The 18,886-nt window shown below is 33.2% G+C and carries 18 protein-coding genes; 12 read left to right on the forward strand and 6 right to left on the reverse strand.

All coding sequences use genetic code 11. The features are described 5' to 3' along the window. The first annotated feature begins 143 nt into the window (after positions 1 to 143). On the forward strand, positions 144 to 2,177 hold the full coding sequence (gene ligA, locus ABY285_RS01040; protein ID WP_372766107.1) for an NAD-dependent DNA ligase LigA: 2,034 nt from the start codon (positions 144 to 146) through the stop codon (positions 2,175 to 2,177). Between the two features lie 2 nt (positions 2,178 to 2,179). Here ligA and ABY285_RS01045 read toward each other — a convergent pair whose 3' ends face one another. Then, positions 2,180 to 2,833 (reverse strand): Crp/Fnr family transcriptional regulator, encoded by a 654-nt coding sequence (locus ABY285_RS01045; RefSeq protein WP_372766109.1) that lies wholly within the window; start codon positions 2,831 to 2,833, stop codon positions 2,180 to 2,182. A 292-nt stretch (positions 2,834 to 3,125) separates the two neighbouring features. Between ABY285_RS01045 and ABY285_RS01050 the strand changes: the two genes are divergently transcribed. Further along, a complete protein-coding gene (locus tag ABY285_RS01050; protein WP_372766111.1) occupies positions 3,126 to 3,794 on the forward strand; it encodes a lysoplasmalogenase in 669 nt (222 codons plus the stop codon). A gap of 47 nt (positions 3,795 to 3,841) precedes the next feature. On the opposite strand, the gene ABY285_RS01055 is transcribed toward ABY285_RS01050, so the two are convergent. From ABY285_RS01055 to ABY285_RS01065, 3 genes are read right to left on the reverse strand one after another with little or no spacing between them, the layout of a single operon-like run. Then, positions 3,842 to 4,882, reverse strand: a complete 1,041-nt coding sequence (locus tag ABY285_RS01055; RefSeq protein WP_372766113.1) for a GMP reductase — start codon at positions 4,880 to 4,882, stop codon at positions 3,842 to 3,844. Positions 4,883 to 4,896: 14 nt separating this feature from the next. After that, complete coding sequence (locus ABY285_RS01060) at positions 4,897 to 5,805, reverse strand: bifunctional UDP-sugar hydrolase/5'-nucleotidase (protein ID WP_372766115.1); 909 nt, start codon at positions 5,803 to 5,805, stop codon at positions 4,897 to 4,899. 4 nt (positions 5,806 to 5,809) lie between these two features. Continuing rightward, on the reverse strand, positions 5,810 to 6,574 hold the full coding sequence (locus tag ABY285_RS01065) for a 5'-nucleotidase C-terminal domain-containing protein (RefSeq protein WP_372766117.1): 765 nt from the start codon (positions 6,572 to 6,574) through the stop codon (positions 5,810 to 5,812). Positions 6,575 to 6,627: 53 nt separating this feature from the next. Here ABY285_RS01065 and ABY285_RS01070 point away from each other — a divergent pair, with 53 nt between their 5' ends. From ABY285_RS01070 to ABY285_RS01115, 10 genes are all read left to right on the forward strand, one after another. After that, positions 6,628 to 7,152, forward strand: a complete 525-nt coding sequence (locus ABY285_RS01070; RefSeq protein WP_372766119.1) for a hypothetical protein — start codon at positions 6,628 to 6,630, stop codon at positions 7,150 to 7,152. Positions 7,153 to 7,236: 84 nt separating this feature from the next. Continuing rightward, positions 7,237 to 8,112 (forward strand): 4-hydroxy-tetrahydrodipicolinate synthase, encoded by an 876-nt coding sequence (gene dapA / locus ABY285_RS01075; RefSeq protein WP_372766121.1) that lies wholly within the window; start codon positions 7,237 to 7,239, stop codon positions 8,110 to 8,112. A gap of 38 nt (positions 8,113 to 8,150) precedes the next feature. Then, positions 8,151 to 8,666, forward strand: coding sequence for a ferritin (locus ABY285_RS01080; RefSeq protein WP_372766123.1), 516 nt, complete (start codon positions 8,151 to 8,153; stop codon positions 8,664 to 8,666). 120 nt (positions 8,667 to 8,786) lie between these two features. Next, the gene (locus ABY285_RS01085) at positions 8,787 to 9,605 is read left to right on the forward strand and encodes an outer membrane protein assembly factor BamD (protein ID WP_372766125.1); all 819 of its coding nucleotides are present in this window, start codon (positions 8,787 to 8,789) and stop codon (positions 9,603 to 9,605) included. After that, the gene (locus ABY285_RS01090; protein WP_372766127.1) at positions 9,605 to 9,931 is read left to right on the forward strand and encodes a DNA-directed RNA polymerase subunit omega; all 327 of its coding nucleotides are present in this window, start codon (positions 9,605 to 9,607) and stop codon (positions 9,929 to 9,931) included. Before ABY285_RS01085 ends, ABY285_RS01090 begins: the two co-directional genes overlap by 1 nt. Continuing rightward, positions 9,932 to 11,152 (forward strand): bifunctional phosphopantothenoylcysteine decarboxylase/phosphopantothenate--cysteine ligase CoaBC, encoded by a 1,221-nt coding sequence (gene coaBC / locus ABY285_RS01095; RefSeq protein ID WP_372766129.1) that lies wholly within the window; start codon positions 9,932 to 9,934, stop codon positions 11,150 to 11,152. Then, complete coding sequence (locus ABY285_RS01100; protein ID WP_372766131.1) at positions 11,140 to 12,027, forward strand: DUF4835 family protein; 888 nt, start codon at positions 11,140 to 11,142, stop codon at positions 12,025 to 12,027. Before coaBC ends, ABY285_RS01100 begins: the two co-directional genes overlap by 13 nt. Before the next feature lie 23 nt (positions 12,028 to 12,050). Next, the gene (recN, locus tag ABY285_RS01105) at positions 12,051 to 13,703 is read left to right on the forward strand and encodes a DNA repair protein RecN (protein WP_372766133.1); all 1,653 of its coding nucleotides are present in this window, start codon (positions 12,051 to 12,053) and stop codon (positions 13,701 to 13,703) included. A 51-nt stretch (positions 13,704 to 13,754) separates the two neighbouring features. After that, the gene (locus ABY285_RS01110) at positions 13,755 to 14,570 is read left to right on the forward strand and encodes an enoyl-ACP reductase (RefSeq protein WP_372766135.1); all 816 of its coding nucleotides are present in this window, start codon (positions 13,755 to 13,757) and stop codon (positions 14,568 to 14,570) included. Positions 14,571 to 14,663: 93 nt separating this feature from the next. Beyond that, on the forward strand, positions 14,664 to 15,617 hold the full coding sequence (locus tag ABY285_RS01115; RefSeq protein ID WP_372766137.1) for a glycosyltransferase family 2 protein: 954 nt from the start codon (positions 14,664 to 14,666) through the stop codon (positions 15,615 to 15,617). On the opposite strand, the gene ABY285_RS01120 is transcribed toward ABY285_RS01115, so the two are convergent. Both ABY285_RS01120 and ABY285_RS01125 read right to left on the reverse strand, forming a co-directional pair. Then, on the reverse strand, positions 15,604 to 16,170 hold the full coding sequence (locus ABY285_RS01120) for a thioredoxin family protein (RefSeq protein WP_372766139.1): 567 nt from the start codon (positions 16,168 to 16,170) through the stop codon (positions 15,604 to 15,606). The genes ABY285_RS01115 and ABY285_RS01120 overlap by 14 nt on opposite strands. A gap of 122 nt (positions 16,171 to 16,292) precedes the next feature. Next, entirely contained in the window at positions 16,293 to 18,824 is a 2,532-nt protein-coding gene (locus tag ABY285_RS01125) for an ATP-dependent Clp protease ATP-binding subunit (RefSeq protein WP_372766141.1), read from the reverse strand. Positions 18,825 to 18,886 lie beyond the last annotated feature (62 nt).

Consider the following 18,886-nt stretch of genomic DNA (forward strand, 5'->3'; position numbering starts at 1 on the left):
GTGTAAATTTACAACAGTCTAATAGGTAGGTTTATGATAAATGTCATACTGAAGTGTAACATTAGTTACTAGGAAAAATTTTACTGTCATTACTAAAGTTAATGAAAAAACTTAATGCAAACAACTTTATATTGAAATAAAATATGATTATTTTAGCAAAGAATTTAATAAATATGTCCGAAAATATTAAACTTAAAATAAAGCAACTCAGAGCAGAATTAAATCAGCACAATTACAATTATTACGTGCTGGACAAACCAACCATTTCCGATTTCGATTTCGATTTAAAACTGAAGGAATTGGAAAAGTTGGAAAGTGAGTATCCGGAATTTTTCGATCCAAATTCACCAACTAAAAGAGTGGGGGGCGAAATAATAAAAAGTTTCAAAACGGTTACCCATAAAAACAGAATGTATTCCTTGGACAATTCCTATTCAAAAGAAGATATTTTGGATTGGGAGAAAAGAATTGAAAAAATTTTAGGTTCTGCGGAAGTTGAATTTGTATGTGAATTGAAATATGATGGTGCTTCCATTAATTTAAGTTACAATAATGGTGTTTTACAAAGGGCTGTCACCAGAGGTGATGGTTATCAGGGTGATGATGTAACTGCCAATATTAAAACCATACGTTCAATTCCACTTGTCTTAAAAGAAAATTTTATTAGTGAATTTGAAATAAGGGGAGAAATAATTATCCCTTTAGACGGATTTATTAAAATGAATGAAGACAGAGTTGACATTGGTTTAGAACCCTTTAGCAACCCAAGAAATACGGCAAGTGGAAGTTTGAAATTACAGGATAGTGCTGAAGTTGCCAGGCGTCCGTTAGATTGTTTACTTTATCAGGTAGTTGCAGCTAAAAACCTGAATAAAACACATTTTGAATCTTTGGAAATGGCCAAGAAGTTGGGTTTTAAAATTCCAACTACCCTCAAGGTATGTTCAACTATAGATGAAGTGTTTTCTTTTATTGACCATTGGGATACAATGCGTTTCGATCTTCCCTATGAAACTGACGGCGTAGTAATAAAAGTGAACAGTTTAGCCCAACAAGATGAATTGGGATATACCGCAAAATCACCACGCTGGGCAATTGCCTATAAATTTAAATCGGAGCAGGCAAGCACTGTTTTAAAAGAAATAACCTATCAGGTTGGTAGAACAGGCGCAATAACACCGGTTGCGAATTTAGAACCGGTTCAATTGGCCGGAACTGTAGTTAAAAGAGCTTCTTTGCACAATGCAGATCAAATTGAAAAACTGGATATTAGAATTGGTGATACTGTTTTTGTGGAAAAAGGCGGAGAAATTATCCCTAAGATTATAGGTGTTGATTTAAGTAAAAGACCAAAAAATTCTGAACCAACAAAATACATTACCCATTGTCCGGATTGTAATATGGAGCTGGTTAGGGCAGAAGGCGATGCCAAACATTTTTGTCCGAATGAATATGGCTGCCCAACCCAAATTACAGCCAGAATTCAGCATTTTATAAGCAGAAAAGCGATGGATATTGATGGGTTGGGAGCAGAGACAATTCAGCTGTTATTTAAAGAAGGTTTGGTTCGTAATTATACTGATTTATATGAATTAAGGGAAGAACAAATTATTCCTTTGGAACGAATGGCTCAAAAATCTGCACAAAATATCATTGCAGGTATAGAGAAATCTAAAGAAGTGCCTTTTGAAAAAGTATTGTTTGCCTTGGGAATACGTTTTGTGGGAGAAACTGTGGCTAAGAAATTGGTAAGGCATTTTAAATCCATTGATAATTTATTGAAAGCTTCTTTTGAAGAATTAATTTCTGTTGATGAGATTGGCGATATCATTGCCAAAAGCATCATTAATTTTTCAAATAATCCTATTAATATTGAGTTAATTGACCGATTAAAAGATTACGGAGTTCAATTGGAAGTTACTGAAGAATCACAAGTAGGTAAAACTGCTATTTTACAAGGAAAAACTTTTGTTGTATCGGGAGTATTCACCCATTTTGAAAGAAACGATCTGAAAAAATCCATTGAAGACAATGGGGGCAAAGTAGCAAGTTCAATTTCTAAAAAAACTGATTATGTGGTAGCGGGTGACAATATGGGACCAAGCAAACGTACAAAAGCAGAAGGTCTAGGTATTCCAATTATTTCTGAAACAGATTATTTAAAAATGTTAGTTTGATTTTAAATATTTTCTATAATAATTCTATTGCGGCGAATGATTACTTTTCCTTCGTTTTCAAGAATTTTAAGCAAGCGTGAAACAACCACACGGGAGGTGTTTATGTCAGAGGCAATTTCTTGGTGGGTAATAATTAAAGTATTGCTTTGCATTATTTTAACTTTATCAGTTAAATACTTGTGCAACCTATCATCTAATTTCATAAATGCCAAACTGTCAATGGATTCCACCATTTCAATTAAACGCATGTGGTAACTGTCAATAATAAAATGACGCCAGGATTTGTATTTTATCAACCACTCATCAATTTTAGAAACGGGCACAAATATACCTTCGGTTTCTTTTTCTGCAATTCCTTTGAATATGCTTTTACTGCTGTTAATGCAATTTACAAAAGAAATGGCGCAGGTATCTCCTCTTTCCAGAAAGTATAAAGCTAATTCATCACCATTTTTATCTTCGCGAATAATTTTCACAGCCCCACTTAATATCAATGGTACATGAGTCATTTTATCACCTATGTCAATTAGTGTTTCACCACTTTCAAGATTTCTATAATTACCTGAATCAATAATTTCATCTAAAAGTTCTTCTTCAAAAATTTCAGAATAATAATCATCTAATTTTTCTCGCAAAAAAGTTTTATCTATATTCATAATCTATATTTTAGAATGGCGCAGGCGTATAAGTCAAATATACATAAGGCTAACAAGTGAGTTATTGATATTTATCAGGTTCACTTATTTTAATGATTAATAAAAATCTAAAAACTTGTTAAAAGTTACTCTTTGTACTCTAAGAAGTTTAATTAATTTTTGTTGACTTGTTTGCAATGCCATAAAGATGATTCTAAAATAATGCAGCGAAGCTTGATTGATGGAATAAATCCGTTATTAAATAAATTAAGCAAAAATTGTATCTTGCCCTCTTGGAATTAATCAATTTGTAATGAATAAAATTAAAATTACCCTTTTTGTATTTGTGCTGGCATCAATTTTAGATATTATTGGAATTATTTTTTCAATACAAATACTCGTCTATATTTTTAAACCATTAATTATATTATCACTCTTGTTTTTATATGTATTTTCTTTACCAAAAAGACTGAAGTGGTATGTAATGGCCTTAGAACTTTGTTTTTTTGGAGATGTTTTTTTGATGTTTTCAGGAGAGCTATTTTTTATTGCCGGATTGGTTTCATTTTTAATTGCACATGTTTTATTTATAAAAATTGTTATTTCTAGAATTAAAGAAGTCAATTTTTTAAAAATTATTTTTTCAACACTTCCATTTCTATCAGTGTTTAGTTTATTGATTTTTACATTAAAAGATTCACTTCATGAAATGTTATGGCCTGTAATAATTTATGGATTAACGATAGCAACATTTGGTATTATTTCGCTGATTAGTTATTTAGAAACTAAATCCAATAAGTCAATTTGGATGCTAATTGGTGCAATTGTATTTATGGTATCTGATTCACTTTTGGCAATCAATAAATTTCAGAATCCAGCTCATTCTCTGGAAGTTATTGTTATGGCAACATATGTGTTGGCACAATATTTTATTTATCGTTCCATGATTTCAGAAACTGAAAAAAGCAGCAATCAACACTAATTTTTTAGTGAAAACATACTGCTTTTAATTCGAGAAATAGTTAAGAATTATTTCGAAAACACTTCATTATGTTGTTCCTGAACACGTATAAAAGTGGTTCTTTTTGTAAGTTCCTTTAACCTGCTTGCGCCAACATAGGTGCAGGTAGAGCGTAATCCGCCCAAAATATCCTGAACAGTATTTTCAACAGCTCCACGATAAGGGATTTCAACAGTCTTACCTTCAGAGGCCCTGTAATCTGCTATGCCGCCTACATGTTTGTTCATGGCAGTTTCAGAACTCATTCCATAAAATTGTTTGAATTTTTCACCATTAATTTCAATTATTTTTCCGCCACTTTCAGTATGTCCTGCAAACATGCCTCCTAACATAACGAAATCAGCTCCGCCTCCAAACGCTTTTGCAACATCGCCAGGAATTTTACAACCTCCATCGGACACTATTTGTCCGCCCAATCCATGAGCAGCATCGGCGCATTCAATAATTGCCGATAATTGCGGATAACCAACACCTGTTTTAACGCGGGTGGTGCATACAGAACCAGGTCCAATACCAACTTTAATCATGTCAGCTCCTGCCAATAACAGTTCTTCAACCATTTCTCCTGTGACTACATTGCCTGCCATGATTATTTTATCAGGATATTGTTCCCGTGTTTTTTTGACAAAATTCACAAAATGTTCAGAATAGCCATTCGCAACATCAATGCAAATAAATTTTAGCTGAGGATGTTGGTTAAATATTGCCGCCAGTTTTTTTGAATCAGCGGATCCTATACCTGAACTTACCGCAATAAAATCTGTTAAATCATCACTGGCTGATTGCATAAATTCTTTCCATTTTGGCAAAGAATAATGTTTATGAATGGCCGTAAATAGTTTTTGATTTGCCAATGCTGTTGCCATTTCAAACGTGCCGACAGTATCCATATTTGCGGCCATTATTGGAATACCGCTCCATTTATATTTGCTATGCAAAAAAGTAAATTCTCTTTCTAAGGTAACCAGAGATCTGGAGCTTAACGTTGAACGTTTTGGGCGAATCATTACATCTGTAAAGCCTAATTTTAGATCGGTTTCTATGCGCATTTTCTTTAAATATTTTAAATGATGATACTTTTTCCTTTACTTGCTGAATTTTTATCGCTGTCGAAATAAAAATCTATTCTTCCTAAATTAATTCCATAACAGCCAACCTGATTCACCAGCACATTTTCACCAGCGCTATTTTTTGTAACGGTTGGTTTTGGTAAAAAAGTATGGGTATGACCACCAATGATTAAATCAATATTTTTGGTTTTTGAGGCAAGTGCCAAATCGCTTATTTTTTCATTTTTATAATGATATCCTAAATGAGAAAGACAAATTACCAAATCGCAATGTTCCTCTTCTTTTAAAATTCGACTCATATCCTGCGCAATTTCAACAGGATTTAAATATTCGGTTTCTTTATACATTCTTGGATCAACCAAACCCTGTAGTTCAATCCCAAGTCCAAAAACGCCAATTTTAATTTCGTCTTTCACGAAAATTTTATAAGGTTTTACATGAGTATTTAACACCGTGTTTTTAAAATCGTAATTGGCCGACAAAAAATCGAATTGCGCATGGGGCAATTGTGCAAATAATCCGTCAATGCTATTGTCGAAATCGTGGTTTCCAATGGTTGCTGCATCATATTTTAGCATACTCATCAATTTAAATTCCAGTTCACCGCCATAAAAGTTAAAGTACGGAGTTCCTTGAAAAATATCTCCGGCATCAAACAATAAGGTGTTCGGATTTTCTTTTCGAATAGCTTCAACCAAAGTGGCCCGACGCGCAACGCCGCCCAGATTGGGAAAATTGCTGTCATCAATTGGAAATGGGTCTATATGACTATGAACATCATTGGTGTGCAAAATAGTGATGTGCTTAGTGTTTTTGCCGGCAAATGATTGCAATGAAAATCCGCCAAGTGTTAAAAAGGCAGTTGCTGCAGTCGATCTTTGTATAAAATTTCTTCTTTTCATCTGCTTAATTTTTTGGAGCATTTTCATGGCTAAACCTTCCATCCAAAGTGACTTTAAGCGTATCAGTTTCTTTAAGATAATCGATAATTGCGTTTCTTACTTTGTAATCAATTTTGTAAAGATTTACCGGATTCTTAAAGAAATTCATATTGTCACCGCCATTTTGCAAATAATCTGAAGTTAACACAAAATAGGTTTTGGAAGTGTCAAGGGCAGCATTGTTTATTTTTAGGGTATAGCCGTTATCGGTAATCACTAAATTAATATGTTTTGAAAGTGGATGTGCTTTATTTTGAGAAATCAGGTAATCAACAAGTTCTTTTATTTTTTCTGAAGTCAATTCAACTACCACCAAACTGTTTTCAAAAGGCATCAAATTAAAGGCATTTTCGTTGGTAATGTCGCCTTTTGAAATTCCTGATCTGATACCACCGTAATTAAACATGGCAAAATCAATGCTTTTCCCCGTTCTTGAATTAAATACCGGGTTTGCTCTTTGATAACACAAATCTGCCATTAAATTCCCCAGGCTGCTTTCTAAATCTCCATCGGTTCTGTTCAAGTTTATGGGCGTATAGCTAATCACGGTGGTCATTTCTTTTTCAACCTTATCTCTGTAAGGTTTAATAGTATTTTCAATGATTTTGTCGGAAGCAATGATCTCATTTATAGAGGTTTGTTTCCCCTCTATTTTAACCAGTTGGGGAAGCTGGCTTTTACAGCTGAAAAGGGCTAAGAAAATAATAAATGAAATAATAAATTTTTTCATTGTTGATATACTGATGATTTTAATTAATTTTGTTTTCTCAAGCGTAAATATAGATGATTTTTACAGGATTAAAACGAAAAAGTAATCAAATTTTTTTTAAAAAAAACTTGCCAAGTTTACTCAAAAACGCGCTTAAAAGTCCGATTGATGAAGTAAAAAAAGTAATTATTTTTTTAGATACCAATGCCGATAGGACGAGTGTTTTAAGTTCTTTGATGTCAATATTAAAAATATCAGAAAGTGATATAAAAGTGGTTATTTTTCAACAGAAATTGAGAAACGAACAAGAGGCAAATGAAGTGATAACGCCAAAAGATTTTGGCTGGTACGGCAAAATTGAATCTGAAAAATTAAAAAATATTTTAACAAATCAATACGATTTGTTAATTAATTACAGCAAAGGTGATAACTTGTACCTCAACTTATTACTATTGCAATGTAAAGCATCATTTAAAGTTGGCTTTGCGCACTTGGATAAACGGCTTTATGATTTAATGATTCAGTGTGAATCAGATGAAAGAGACCTGTTCAATGAAGAATTAAAAAAATATTTAGTCATTTTAAAGATAATACGATGAAATGAGCAAAACAAATTTTGATATACAAAGGAATGATTAATAGCGAACAGCAGCTGTTACCGCTAAAAAATTAAATTTAAACAGATGAAAGAATTGTTTGGAACCGGTGTCGCTTTAGTTACACCTTTTAACGAAGATAAATCAGTAGATTTTGAAGGGCTAAAACGTTTGGTTAAATTTCAAATTGACAATGGTGTAAATTATTTGGTTGTTTTGGGAACTACAGGTGAACCGGCTACATTAACTTCTGATGAAAAAGAGCAGGTGAAAGCAGTAATCATTGAGGCAAATAACGGAAGACTTCCCTTGGTCATTGGCATAGGCGGCAATAATACTATGGCGGTTGTAAATGAAGTTAGAACTGCAGATTTATCAGCGTTTTCTGCAATACTTTCCGTTTCTCCTTATTACAATAAACCAACGCAAGAAGGCATTTATCAGCACTTTAAAGCCATTTCAGAAGCAAGTCCTTTGCCCATTATTGTATACAATGTACCAGGAAGAACCGCTAAAAATGTTGAGGCAAAAACAATCATCAGATTGGCTCAGGATTTTAAAAATATTGTGGCTGTAAAAGAAGCTGCAGGCGATATTGTTCAGGCGATGAGGTTAATTCAGCACAAGCCAAAAGATTTTATGGTTATTTCAGGCGACGATATGATTGCTTTGCCAATAGTTTTGGCTGGCGGAGCCGGCGTTATTTCGGTAATCGGCCAAGGTTTGCCTAAAGATTTTTCAGAAATGATTCAGCAAGGATTAAAAGGTAATGTTGAGAATGCAAATACATTACACTACAAAGTTATGGATTGCATTGACCTTATATTTGAAGAAGGAAATCCGGCAGGAATAAAAGCACTGTTGAAAAGTTTGGACATTTGCTCAGAAAATGTGCGGTTGCCTTTGGTAAATGCTTCTGATGATTTACGGCAAAAAATCACTAACTTTGCAGCAAATTATTAATTTCAAATCAAATTTATTTTAAAATAAAATTATAAAGTATGTTATCAGAAAGAATGCTATCCGTTTTAAACAAACAAATAAGAATTGAAGCAGAGTCTTCCCAAATATATTTAGCCATGGCTTCATGGTCAGAAGTTAAAGGGTTGGAAGGTGTTGCTCAATTTATGTATGCACAGTCTGATGAAGAAAGATTGCATATGCTTAAATTTTTTAAATACATTAATGAACGTGGTGGGCATGCAAAAGTGTCTGAATTAAGTGCACCTGCGCTTGAATTTGGTTCTATCAAAGAAATGTTCGAAACCTTGTTTAAACACGAAGTTTTTGTTTCTCAAAGTATTAATGAATTGGTGCATATTTCTTTGGAAGAAAAGGACTACGCAACCCATAATTTTTTACAATGGTATGTTGCCGAACAAATTGAAGAAGAAGCACAGGCAAGGACTATTTTGGATAAAATTAATTTAATTGGCGACGATAAAGGAGGTTTATACTTGTTTGATAATGATATTAAACAACTTACAGTAGTAAGCTCTGTTGCACCTTCAGCCTAATAATTAACAAACAATTAGGATTGTAGGGCGCTATTTACGCGAAAAGCAGGTTATTTTTGTGGTTCATTAGTAGGTAAAAAATCATTTTAATAATCCATAATAAATAACTAATTTTGCCAAATGCAAAAAAATAAAATTTATATTTTCATTTTGTTAGTCGCTTTGAGTGTTTCATCTTGTGGTGAATACCAAAAAGCATTGAATAAAGGAACCAGCGAAGAGCAATATCAGATGGCTGTTAAAATGTATGATGCACAAAAATACTCGAAGGCCATACCTTTATTTGAGAAAATAACGCCAAGTTACAAGGGGAAACCTCAAATGGAGCGTATTCAATATATGATTGCTCAAGCACATTTTAACACCAAACAATATAGTTTGGCGGCTTATTATTTTGATAAATTTGTAAAAAACTATCCAAAAAGTTCAAAAACGGAAGAAGCGGCATATTTATCGGCTTACAGTTATTATTTGGCGTCACCTATCTATAGCTTAGATCAGAAAGATACAAAAGAAGCTATAACGGCACTTCAAAATTTTATTTATAAGTTCCCGGACTCAGATAAAGTGCCTGATGCAAATAAAAATATTAAGGAATTAACCTATAAATTAGAGAAAAAATCTTTCGAAATTGCCAAACAATATTATCATACCCAAGATTATGTAGCGGCTATGGTTGCTTTTGACAATTTACTTTCGGACTATTTAGGCACTTCATTTAAGGAAGAAGCGGTGTACCTGAAATTTAAATCGGCATACAATTTAGGGGCTAACAGTATTGTATCAAAAAAAGAAGAAAGGATTAATGAAGCCATAAAAGTGCATCAGAGATTTGAACGAAATTTTCCCAATTCAAAATATTTAGAGGAAACAAAAAAATTAATTTCCGATTTAAATAATGAATTAAACGCTATAACTGTCATAAAAACTCAAAACTAATGGATTATAAAAACACAAAAGCACCGAATACAACTGTTACTTACGACAAAAATAAAATTGAAGAGCCAACAGGCAATATTTATGAAGCAATCACTATTATAGCAAAACGAGCTGATCAAATTAGCATCGATTTAAAAAACGAACTTGTTGAAAAATTAGAGGAGTTTGCTACCTATACTGATAGTTTAGATGAAGTTTTTGAAAATAAGGAACAAATTGAGGTGTCTAAATTTTATGAAAAATTACCAAAGCCAACTGCGCTTGCAGTGCAAGAATGGTTAGATACTAAAATTTATTACAGAAATCCAGAAGAACCTCAAAAATAGATGTCCATTTTAAGCGGTAAAAAAATACTATTGGGCGTTACCGCCGGTATTGCTGCTTATAAAACAGCTCATTTAGTGCGACTTTTTGTGAAATTGGGCGCGCAGGTAAAAGTTGTGATGACACCAGCATCCAAAGATTTTGTCACGCCGCTAACACTTTCAACATTATCCAAAAATCCAGTTTGTTCTACTTTTTTTGAAAAAGGGGACGAAGAAAACGAGCAATGGAATAGCCACGTAGATCTAGGCTTATGGGCCGATTATATGCTAATTGCACCGGCAACGGCAAACACGCTGTCTAAAATGGCCAGTGGCGTGTGCGATAATTTGTTGTTAGCTACTTATTTATCGGCAAAATGCAAGGTGTATTTCGCGCCAGCTATGGATTTAGATATGTATCAGCATCCAACCACAAAACAAAGCATAGAAAAACTACAAAGTTTCGGGAATGTGTTTATTCCGCCTGCAAGTGGTGAGCTGGCCAGCGGTTTGGTTGGTGAAGGACGCATGGAAGAGCCAGAAAACATCGTGTCATTTATTGAAAATGAAATTATAAAAGGATTACCGCTATACCATAAAAATGTTTTAATTACGGCTGGTCCAACCTATGAAGCAATTGATCCGGTACGTTATATAGGAAATCATTCTTCGGGTAAAATGGGATTTGAACTGGCCAAAATAGCGGCTAATTTAGGTGCTAATGTTTATTTAATTACCGGAAATTCAAATGAAACGGTATCAAATTCGTTAATTCAAAGAATTAATGTGGTGAGTGCTGAGGAAATGTACCATGAAGTTCATAAATATTTTGAGTCTGTTGATATTGCCATTCTTTCGGCTGCCGTGGCAGATTACAAACCAAAAGAAGTCGCTCAAAATAAAATAAAGAAAGCATCCGACACGATGACTATTGAATTGGTAAAAACCAAGGATATATTGGCTTCATTGGGGAAAGTTAAAAGTCATCAATTCTTAGTCGGTTTCGCTCTTGAAACAAATAATGAACTGGAAAATGCGATTGCTAAATTAAAAAGCAAGAATTTAGATTTAATTGTGCTAAATTCACTTCAGGATAAAGGAGCTGGATTTAAGGGAGAAACAAATAAAGTTACCATTATTGATAAATTCGAAAAAATTTCAGAATTTAGTCTAAAATCTAAAGCTGAAGTTGCTGAAGATATATTTAATGTAATTTTGAATCAAATTTTATGCGTAAAATAATTCAACTACTTATTGTCTTTTTTGTTGCGGCTCAGCTAAACGCTCAGGAGTTACAGTGTACCATAACGGTTAATGCAGATAAAATTCCAAGTTCAAACAAACAGATATTCAAAACATTAGAGAATTCATTAAATGAATTTGTAAACCAAAAACGTTGGACAAATTTTAAGTATGAACCTCAAGAACGCATTAATTGCAATTTAACATTGACAATTTTGGAGCAATCTGGTGATGATTTTAAAGGGCATATTCAAATACAGTCATCACGTCCGGTATACAATTCAACATATTTAACACCAGTTTTTAATTTTAAGGATGATAATTTTTCATTTAAATATACAGAATTTGAGCCCTTGCAATTTAACGAAAACACCTTCGAATCTAATTTGGTGTCTGTTGTTTCATTTTATGTTTACACTATTTTGGGAATAGATGCGGATACTTTTGTTTTAAATGGTGGTACTTTGTTTTTTACCAAAGCACAAAATATTGTGGTGCAGGCACAACAAAGTGGCTACGTCGGTTGGAATCAAAATGATGGATCCAAAACAAGATTTATAATGGTTGACAATATTTTATCGCCAACTTACAATTTGTTTCGTTCTGCGATGTATGCTTATCATTTGAAAGGATTGGATGTAATGCACAAAGACAAGAAACAAGCAAAACAAAAAATTGCGGAATCCATAGGATTTTTAAAAACGATATATGATTCGCGCCCGAACGCATTTCTATTAAGGGTGTTTATGGATTCTAAAGCTGATGAAATTGTTAATATTTTTTCAGACGGACCAAATTATGATGCTTTTAAACTAAAAGAAGACTTACTAAAAATTTCACCTCTTAACGCTGGTAAGTGGAACGACATAAAGTAAATTCTTAACATTAAATTTCAAGAATGCTTACAAATCTTTCCATAAAAAATTATGCATTAATAGATAGCTTATCTGTTAGTTTTAGAGATTATTTATCTACGATTACCGGAGAAACGGGTGCAGGTAAATCAATTCTATTGGGTGCGCTTGGACTGGTTTTAGGAAAAAGGGCTGATACGTCCACGTTGAAAGATGCCAATAAAAAATGTATCATTGAAGCCAAATTTCTTATTTCAAATTATCAATTGGAAGGGTTTTTTGAAGAAAATGATATTGATTTTGAAAACGAAACCATTATCAGAAGAGAAATTTCTCCAACAGGAAAATCAAGGGCTTTTATTAACGACACGCCAACAAATTTACAGGTTTTACAGGATTTAAGCGAAAAACTAATCGATGTACATTCCCAACATCAAACAATGCAATTGTCGGATGTGAATTTTCAATTTCAGATTATTGATGCGCTTGCAGGTAATGCCCCGAAAATTGATTCGTATAAAAGAGGGCTGAAATTGTTCAATCAATTGACCAAAGAGTTAAATGAACTCAAAAAAAATCAGGAAACCGCAACTCAAAATTATGAATACAACTTGCATTTATTTGATGAATTAAAAAAATCAAATTTACAGTCTGATGAGCAGGAAGTTATTGAACAATCGTTAGATAAATTAAACAATATTGAGGAAATAAAACTAAATTTATCTGAAGCTCAGGCACTTGCCTTAGCTGAAGAAACCGGTTTGCAGGCACTCCTAAACTCATTTGCGACAAATCTTAGTAAAATTGTATCCTATTCAAATGAATATAAAGATATTTATGATAGGGTTTTGAGCGTTAAAATTGAATTTGATGATATTGCGGGGGAAATTGAAAATTTCAATGAATATGTAGATTTTGATCCGTTGGAATTGCAAAAGCTGAATGACAGATTGCAATTAATTTACAATTTGCAAAAAAAACATTCGGTTACGACAATTGCTGAATTACTTCAAAAACAAGAAGAAATTTCTGTTAAAGTAGATGCCGTTGAAAATTCTTCCGCAGCTATTTCAGAAAAGGAAAAGGAGATTAACAGTGTTGCCGAAAAAATTGACAAGTTAGCAAAATCAATATTTCAGGAAAGAGAAAAAGCAATTCCAGTTCTTATTCAGAAATTGGAAGATATTTTGGGAAATTTAGGAATGGAGAATACACGTTTTAAATTGGTCATTTCCCATACAAAGCAGTATTTTCAAAACGGGAAGGATGAACTTCAACTCTTTATTTCCGCGAATAAAGGCGCTAACTTTGGAGAATTAAAGAAGATTGCTTCAGGAGGAGAATTATCAAGAATTATGTTGTCCGTTAAGGCCATTCTTTCTGAATATTTAAAATTACCAACCATCATTTTTGATGAAATTGACACTGGGGTTTCTGGTGATGTTTCTCAAAAAATGGCAGATATTATGCAGCAAATGAGTGTTAATATGCAAGTGATTACCATCACACATTTACCGCAAATTGCCGCGAAAGGAAAACAGCATTATAAAGTTTACAAAGAAGATATAGAAAATAATATAGTAACACGGTTAAAGGAACTGACTGAAATTGAAAGAATTGAGGAAATTGCAGAAATGTTAGGTGGGAAAGAAATTTCAAAAACTGCAATTGAACACGCAAAGCAGTTATTAAATTAAGAAATTGCTATATTTGCCAATAAAATTAAGAATAAATAATATAACCTAAATATGTACAACTTACTTAAAGGAAAAAAAGGAATTATTTTTGGAGCCTTAGATGAAAACTCTATTGCCTGGAAAGTTGCCGAAAGAGCACACGAAGAAGGTGCCACATTTGTATTGACAAATGCACCAGTTGCCATGCGTTTTGGAACCATCGATGAACTAGCGAAAAAAACTGGTTCCCAAGTAATTCCAGCCGATGCAACTTCAGTGAAAGACATTCAAAATTTAGTAGATAAGTCAATGGAAATTTTAGGCGGAAAAATTGATTTCGTTTTACATTCAATTGGAATGTCTGTAAATGTTCGCAAGGGAAATCATTATACAACTCAAAATTATGAATATACAAAAATAGGATGGGATGTTTCTGCGGTTTCATTTCACAAAGTGATGGGCGTATTGTATAAATCTAATGCCATGAATGAGTGGGGAAGTATTGTTGCTTTAACCTATATGGCAGCACAAAGAGTTTTTCCTGATTACAATGATATGGCCGATAATAAAGCATATTTAGAGTCTATTGCCCGCAGTTTTGGATATTTCTTTGGAAGAGATCACAAAGTTCGTGTAAATACAATTTCCCAATCTCCAACGTTAACCACTGCCGGTAAAGGAGTTAAAGGTATTGACGGGTTTTTAAATTATGCTGAAAAAATGTCACCTTTAGGAAATGCAACAGCTTTGGAATGTGCAGATTATACGCTTTCATTATTTTCAGATTTAACAAAAAAAGTAACCCTTCAAAATTTATTTCATGACGGTGGATTCTCCAATATGGGAATCAGTCAAGAAGTCATGGAGCTTTTTATGGATAAAGAATAATTAGCTAAAAATATTTAAAAGCACAAATTTTTAAATTTGTGTTTTTTTTTGTTTTAAAACTTATAAATTAGCATTTAACTTTAACTTTACCTTTTGAATCTTTCTTATTCTATCATCATTCCTGTTTACAACAGACCTCAAGAAATTGACGAGTTGTTGCAGAGTTTAGCGAAACAAAGCTTTGATAAGGATTTTGAAATACTGATTATAGAAGATGGATCTACCTTAAAATCTGATGAAATTGTTTCAAAATACACTGCGCTTTTAGACATAAAATATCATTTTAAAGAAAACAGTGGGGCAGGAGCAAGCAGAAATTTCGGAATGCTACTGGCAATAGGAAATTATTTTATCATTTTCGATTCGGATTGCATAATTCCTTCAAATTATTTATCGGAAGTTGATGAGGCATTAAGCCAGAATTATACAGATGCATATGGTGGTTCTGATGCTGCTCACGATTCATTTACAACAGTTCAAAAAGCAATAAATTACAGTATGACTTCCTTTTTGACTACCGGAGGAATCAGAGGAAGTAAAAAAGCAGTAGGGAAATTTCAACCTCGAAGTTTTAATTTTGGAATTTCAAAAAAGGCATTTGAGGTTACCCAAGGTTTTAGCACCATGAAAATTGGAGAAGATATTGATCTAACTTTTAGATTGTGGGAAAATAATTTTCGAACCCAATTTATTGAAAATGCCTTTGTATATCATAAAAGAAGGACTTCGTTGAAGCAGTTTTTTAGACAAACTTTTCTTTTTGGAAATGCACGGCCATTTTTAAATCATAAATATCCGGGAACAGCCAAAATCACTTATTGGTTTCCGATACTTTTCACGGTATTCTTTATAGCTTCTCTGTTATTTTTGCTATTGGGATTTAAGTTGCCTATATATTTATTTGTAATTTATTTTGTGGCACTATTTATAGATTCTTTCATTAAAAATAAAAAAATATCCGTAGCCACTTTAAGTGTTGTAACTACGTTAATACAATTTACCGGCTATGGGTTGGGTTTTTTAAAAGGATTGTTTACTGCTGATTAATCGGATTATTTAATTTGAATCGCTCGGAAATTATCGCCAGCTCGTCCTCATTTAAATTTGAAGTTTCTTTTAATTTGTAGGTAAACGCAGCTATTTCTTCAGGAGTTCCGGGACAACCAATATTATTTCCTTGTGTTTTTAAAACAAACTTATTCTCAACCATTTTGGAATCGGCCAATAAATTTGCATCACCATCAAAAATCAACAAATAAGGTATTCCTTGTTTTTCGCCGCCATATTTATTTAATAATGCTTCAGCTCCATCGTTTTCTAAATGTTTTTTGCTGGCTGATTCTAAAACGACCAAATGCGCAATCACATAGTTTTTGTCGAATAAATCTTTTGTTTTAGCATCAGTCATGGATGCATCCATTTTTTTACACCATCCACACCATGATGCGTGAAACATAATAATAACATTTTTATTTTCTGTTTTGGCTTGTTCTAATGCAGTATTTAAAATTTCGTCTGCACTTTTTGGATTGTTTTGCGCCGAAGCAAAATTAAAAAATAGAATTGTTAGGGTTACTGAAAAAAGTATTTTTGAATTCATTTGGTTTTTTGGAATTAATTTCGCTGTTTTAATGGAATAATTTCGAAAAAAAAACACCAAACAATAGCCTCAATTTTGCGGCTATTGTTTAGTAGAATATATTATAAAACAAAGGTTGTGTCTTATTCGACCTTATCTTTTCCTTTTGTTATTTTTATGGTAAGTTCGTTTTTGTCTTTATCCAAATCCATAAAAATTGAATCTCCTTCTTTTAATTTTGAAGTCACAATTTCTTCAGCCAAAGCATCTTCCACATATTTTTGAATTGCACGTTTTAATGGTCTGGCACCATATTGTTTGTCAAAACCTTTTTCGGCAATATAATCTTTGGCTTTTTTGGTCAAAATCAATTTATAGCCTAAATCGTCAATACGTTTTGATAATTTACTTAATTCAATATCAATAATTAAGTGAATATCTTCAATTTCTAAAGGATTGAATATGACCACATCATCAATTCTGTTTAAAAATTCAGGCGCAAATGATTTTTTTAAGGCGTTTTCAATAACGCTTTTTGCATTTGAATCAGCCTGAGAAGTTTTGGAGGCTGTACCAAATCCAACACCGGCACCAAAATCCTTCAATTGGCGAGAACCAATATTGGAAGTCATAATAAGTATGGTATTTCTAAAATCAATTCTTCTTCCCAAACTATCGGTAATATGACCTTCATCCAATATTTGTAATAACATATTAAAGACATCGGGATGTGCTTTTTCAATTTCATCAAAAAGCACAACGGCATAAGGTTTGCGTCTAATTTTTTCGGTAAGTTGTCCGCCTTCTTCATAACCCACATAACCAGGAGGTGCACCAATTAATCGAGATACAGCAAATTTTTCCATGTATTCGCTCATATCAATTCTAACCAATGCTTCTTCACTGTCAAATAATTCCATTGCCAGAACTTTGGCGAGTTGCGTTTTACCAACTCCGGTTTGTCCTAAAAATATAAATGAACCGATTGGCTTGTTTGGATCTTTAAGTCCAACACGATTACGTTGAATGGCCTTCACCACTTTGCTGACAGCTTCGTCTTGCCCAATAACTTTCCCTTTGATTAAATTTGGCAAATCGTTTAAACGTTTGCTCTCTGCTTCGGCAACCCTGTTTACAGGAATGCCCGTCATCATAGAAACCACTTCGGCAACATTATCTTCGGTAACGATTTCACGATTTAATTTTGAAGTTTCTTCCCACTTTTTTTGTTCAGTGACCAACATGCTTTCAATGCGTTTTTCATCATCGCGCAAGCGTGCTGCTTCTTCATATTTTTGGCCGTTTACGGCTGCGGTTTTGTCTTCTCTGACCTTTTCCAATTGCTCTTCCAATTGTAAAACTTCTTTTGGTACCACAATATTTGTAATGTGAATTCTTGAACCTGATTCATCTAAAGCGTCAATTGCTTTGTCCGGCAAAAAGCGATCTGTCATATACCTGTTAGTCAACGTTACGCAAGCTTTTATTGCCTCATCAGTGTAAACAACATTATGATGGTCTTCGTATTTGTCTTTTATATTTTGCAAAATTTGAATCGTTTCTTCAACAGAAGTCGGTTCAACCATAACCTTTTGAAATCGGCGTTCCAAGGCGCCGTCTTTTTCAATATTTGTTCTAAATTCATCTAAAGTTGTAGCTCCGATACATTGAATTTCACCACGAGCCAAAGCGGGTTTTAGCATATTGGAAGCATCTAAAGAGCCTGTTGCGCCTCCAGCGCCAACAATGGTGTGAATTTCATCGATAAACAAAATGATATCATCATTTTTTTCCAATTCATTTACCAAAGCTTTCATACGCTCTTCGAACTGTCCTCTATATTTTGTGCCAGCAACCAAGCTTGCCAAATCCAAAGAAACAACACGTTTGTTAAATAAAATACGTGAAACTTTACGCTGAATTATGCGCAAGGCCAATCCTTCAGCAATAGCTGATTTACCAACTCCGGGTTCGCCAATTAAAATTGGATTGTTCTTTTTTCTTCGGCTTAAAATTTGAGAAACCCTTTCAATTTCTTTTTGACGTCCAACTACAGGATCTAAATTTCCTTCTTCAGCCAAACGTGTTAAATCACGCCCAAAATTATCTAAAACAGGTGTTTTTGTTTTTTTAAGTGGTGTTTTTTCGCCTCTAGATTGTTCGAAAGGATTTGATTTAGAGGTATCAAAATCGTCATCGGAAGAATTTTCTGCTTTAGGTAAATCTATTTCTTCGTCAAAGAATAATTGTTTAAAAACGGTTTTAACATCCTCATAACTCACGTCAAAATGTTGTAATAATTTTGTTGTTGGGTCATTTTCATTGCGTAAAATGCACAACAGCAAATGTGCCGTATTTACAGAATCGCTTTGATATAATTTGGCTTCCAAAAAAGTCGTTTTTAACGCTTTTTCAGCTTGTTTTGTCAGATGTAAACTTTTCTTTTCGTCGGTATCTTTTAGCGCATTTATAGGATTTAATCCTTCAATTTTTTTGCGCAAATGATCAAGGTTTATTTCCAAGGAATTTAAAATTTCTATTGCTTTTCCATCTCCTTTTCGCAATAATCCTAAAACGAGGTGTTCAGTACCAATAAAATCATGGCCCAAACGTAAAGCTTCTTCTTTACTGTAGGCAATTACATCTTTAACTTTTGGTGAAAAATTATCGTCCATTATCTTATGTTTATATTGTAAATTTAACTGATTTTTTTCTTTTTTATGCACAAAAAACGAAC

This window comes from Lutibacter sp. (assembly GCF_041555395.1).
In the GTDB taxonomy this organism is placed as follows: Bacteria; Bacteroidota; Bacteroidia; order Flavobacteriales; family Flavobacteriaceae; genus Lutibacter.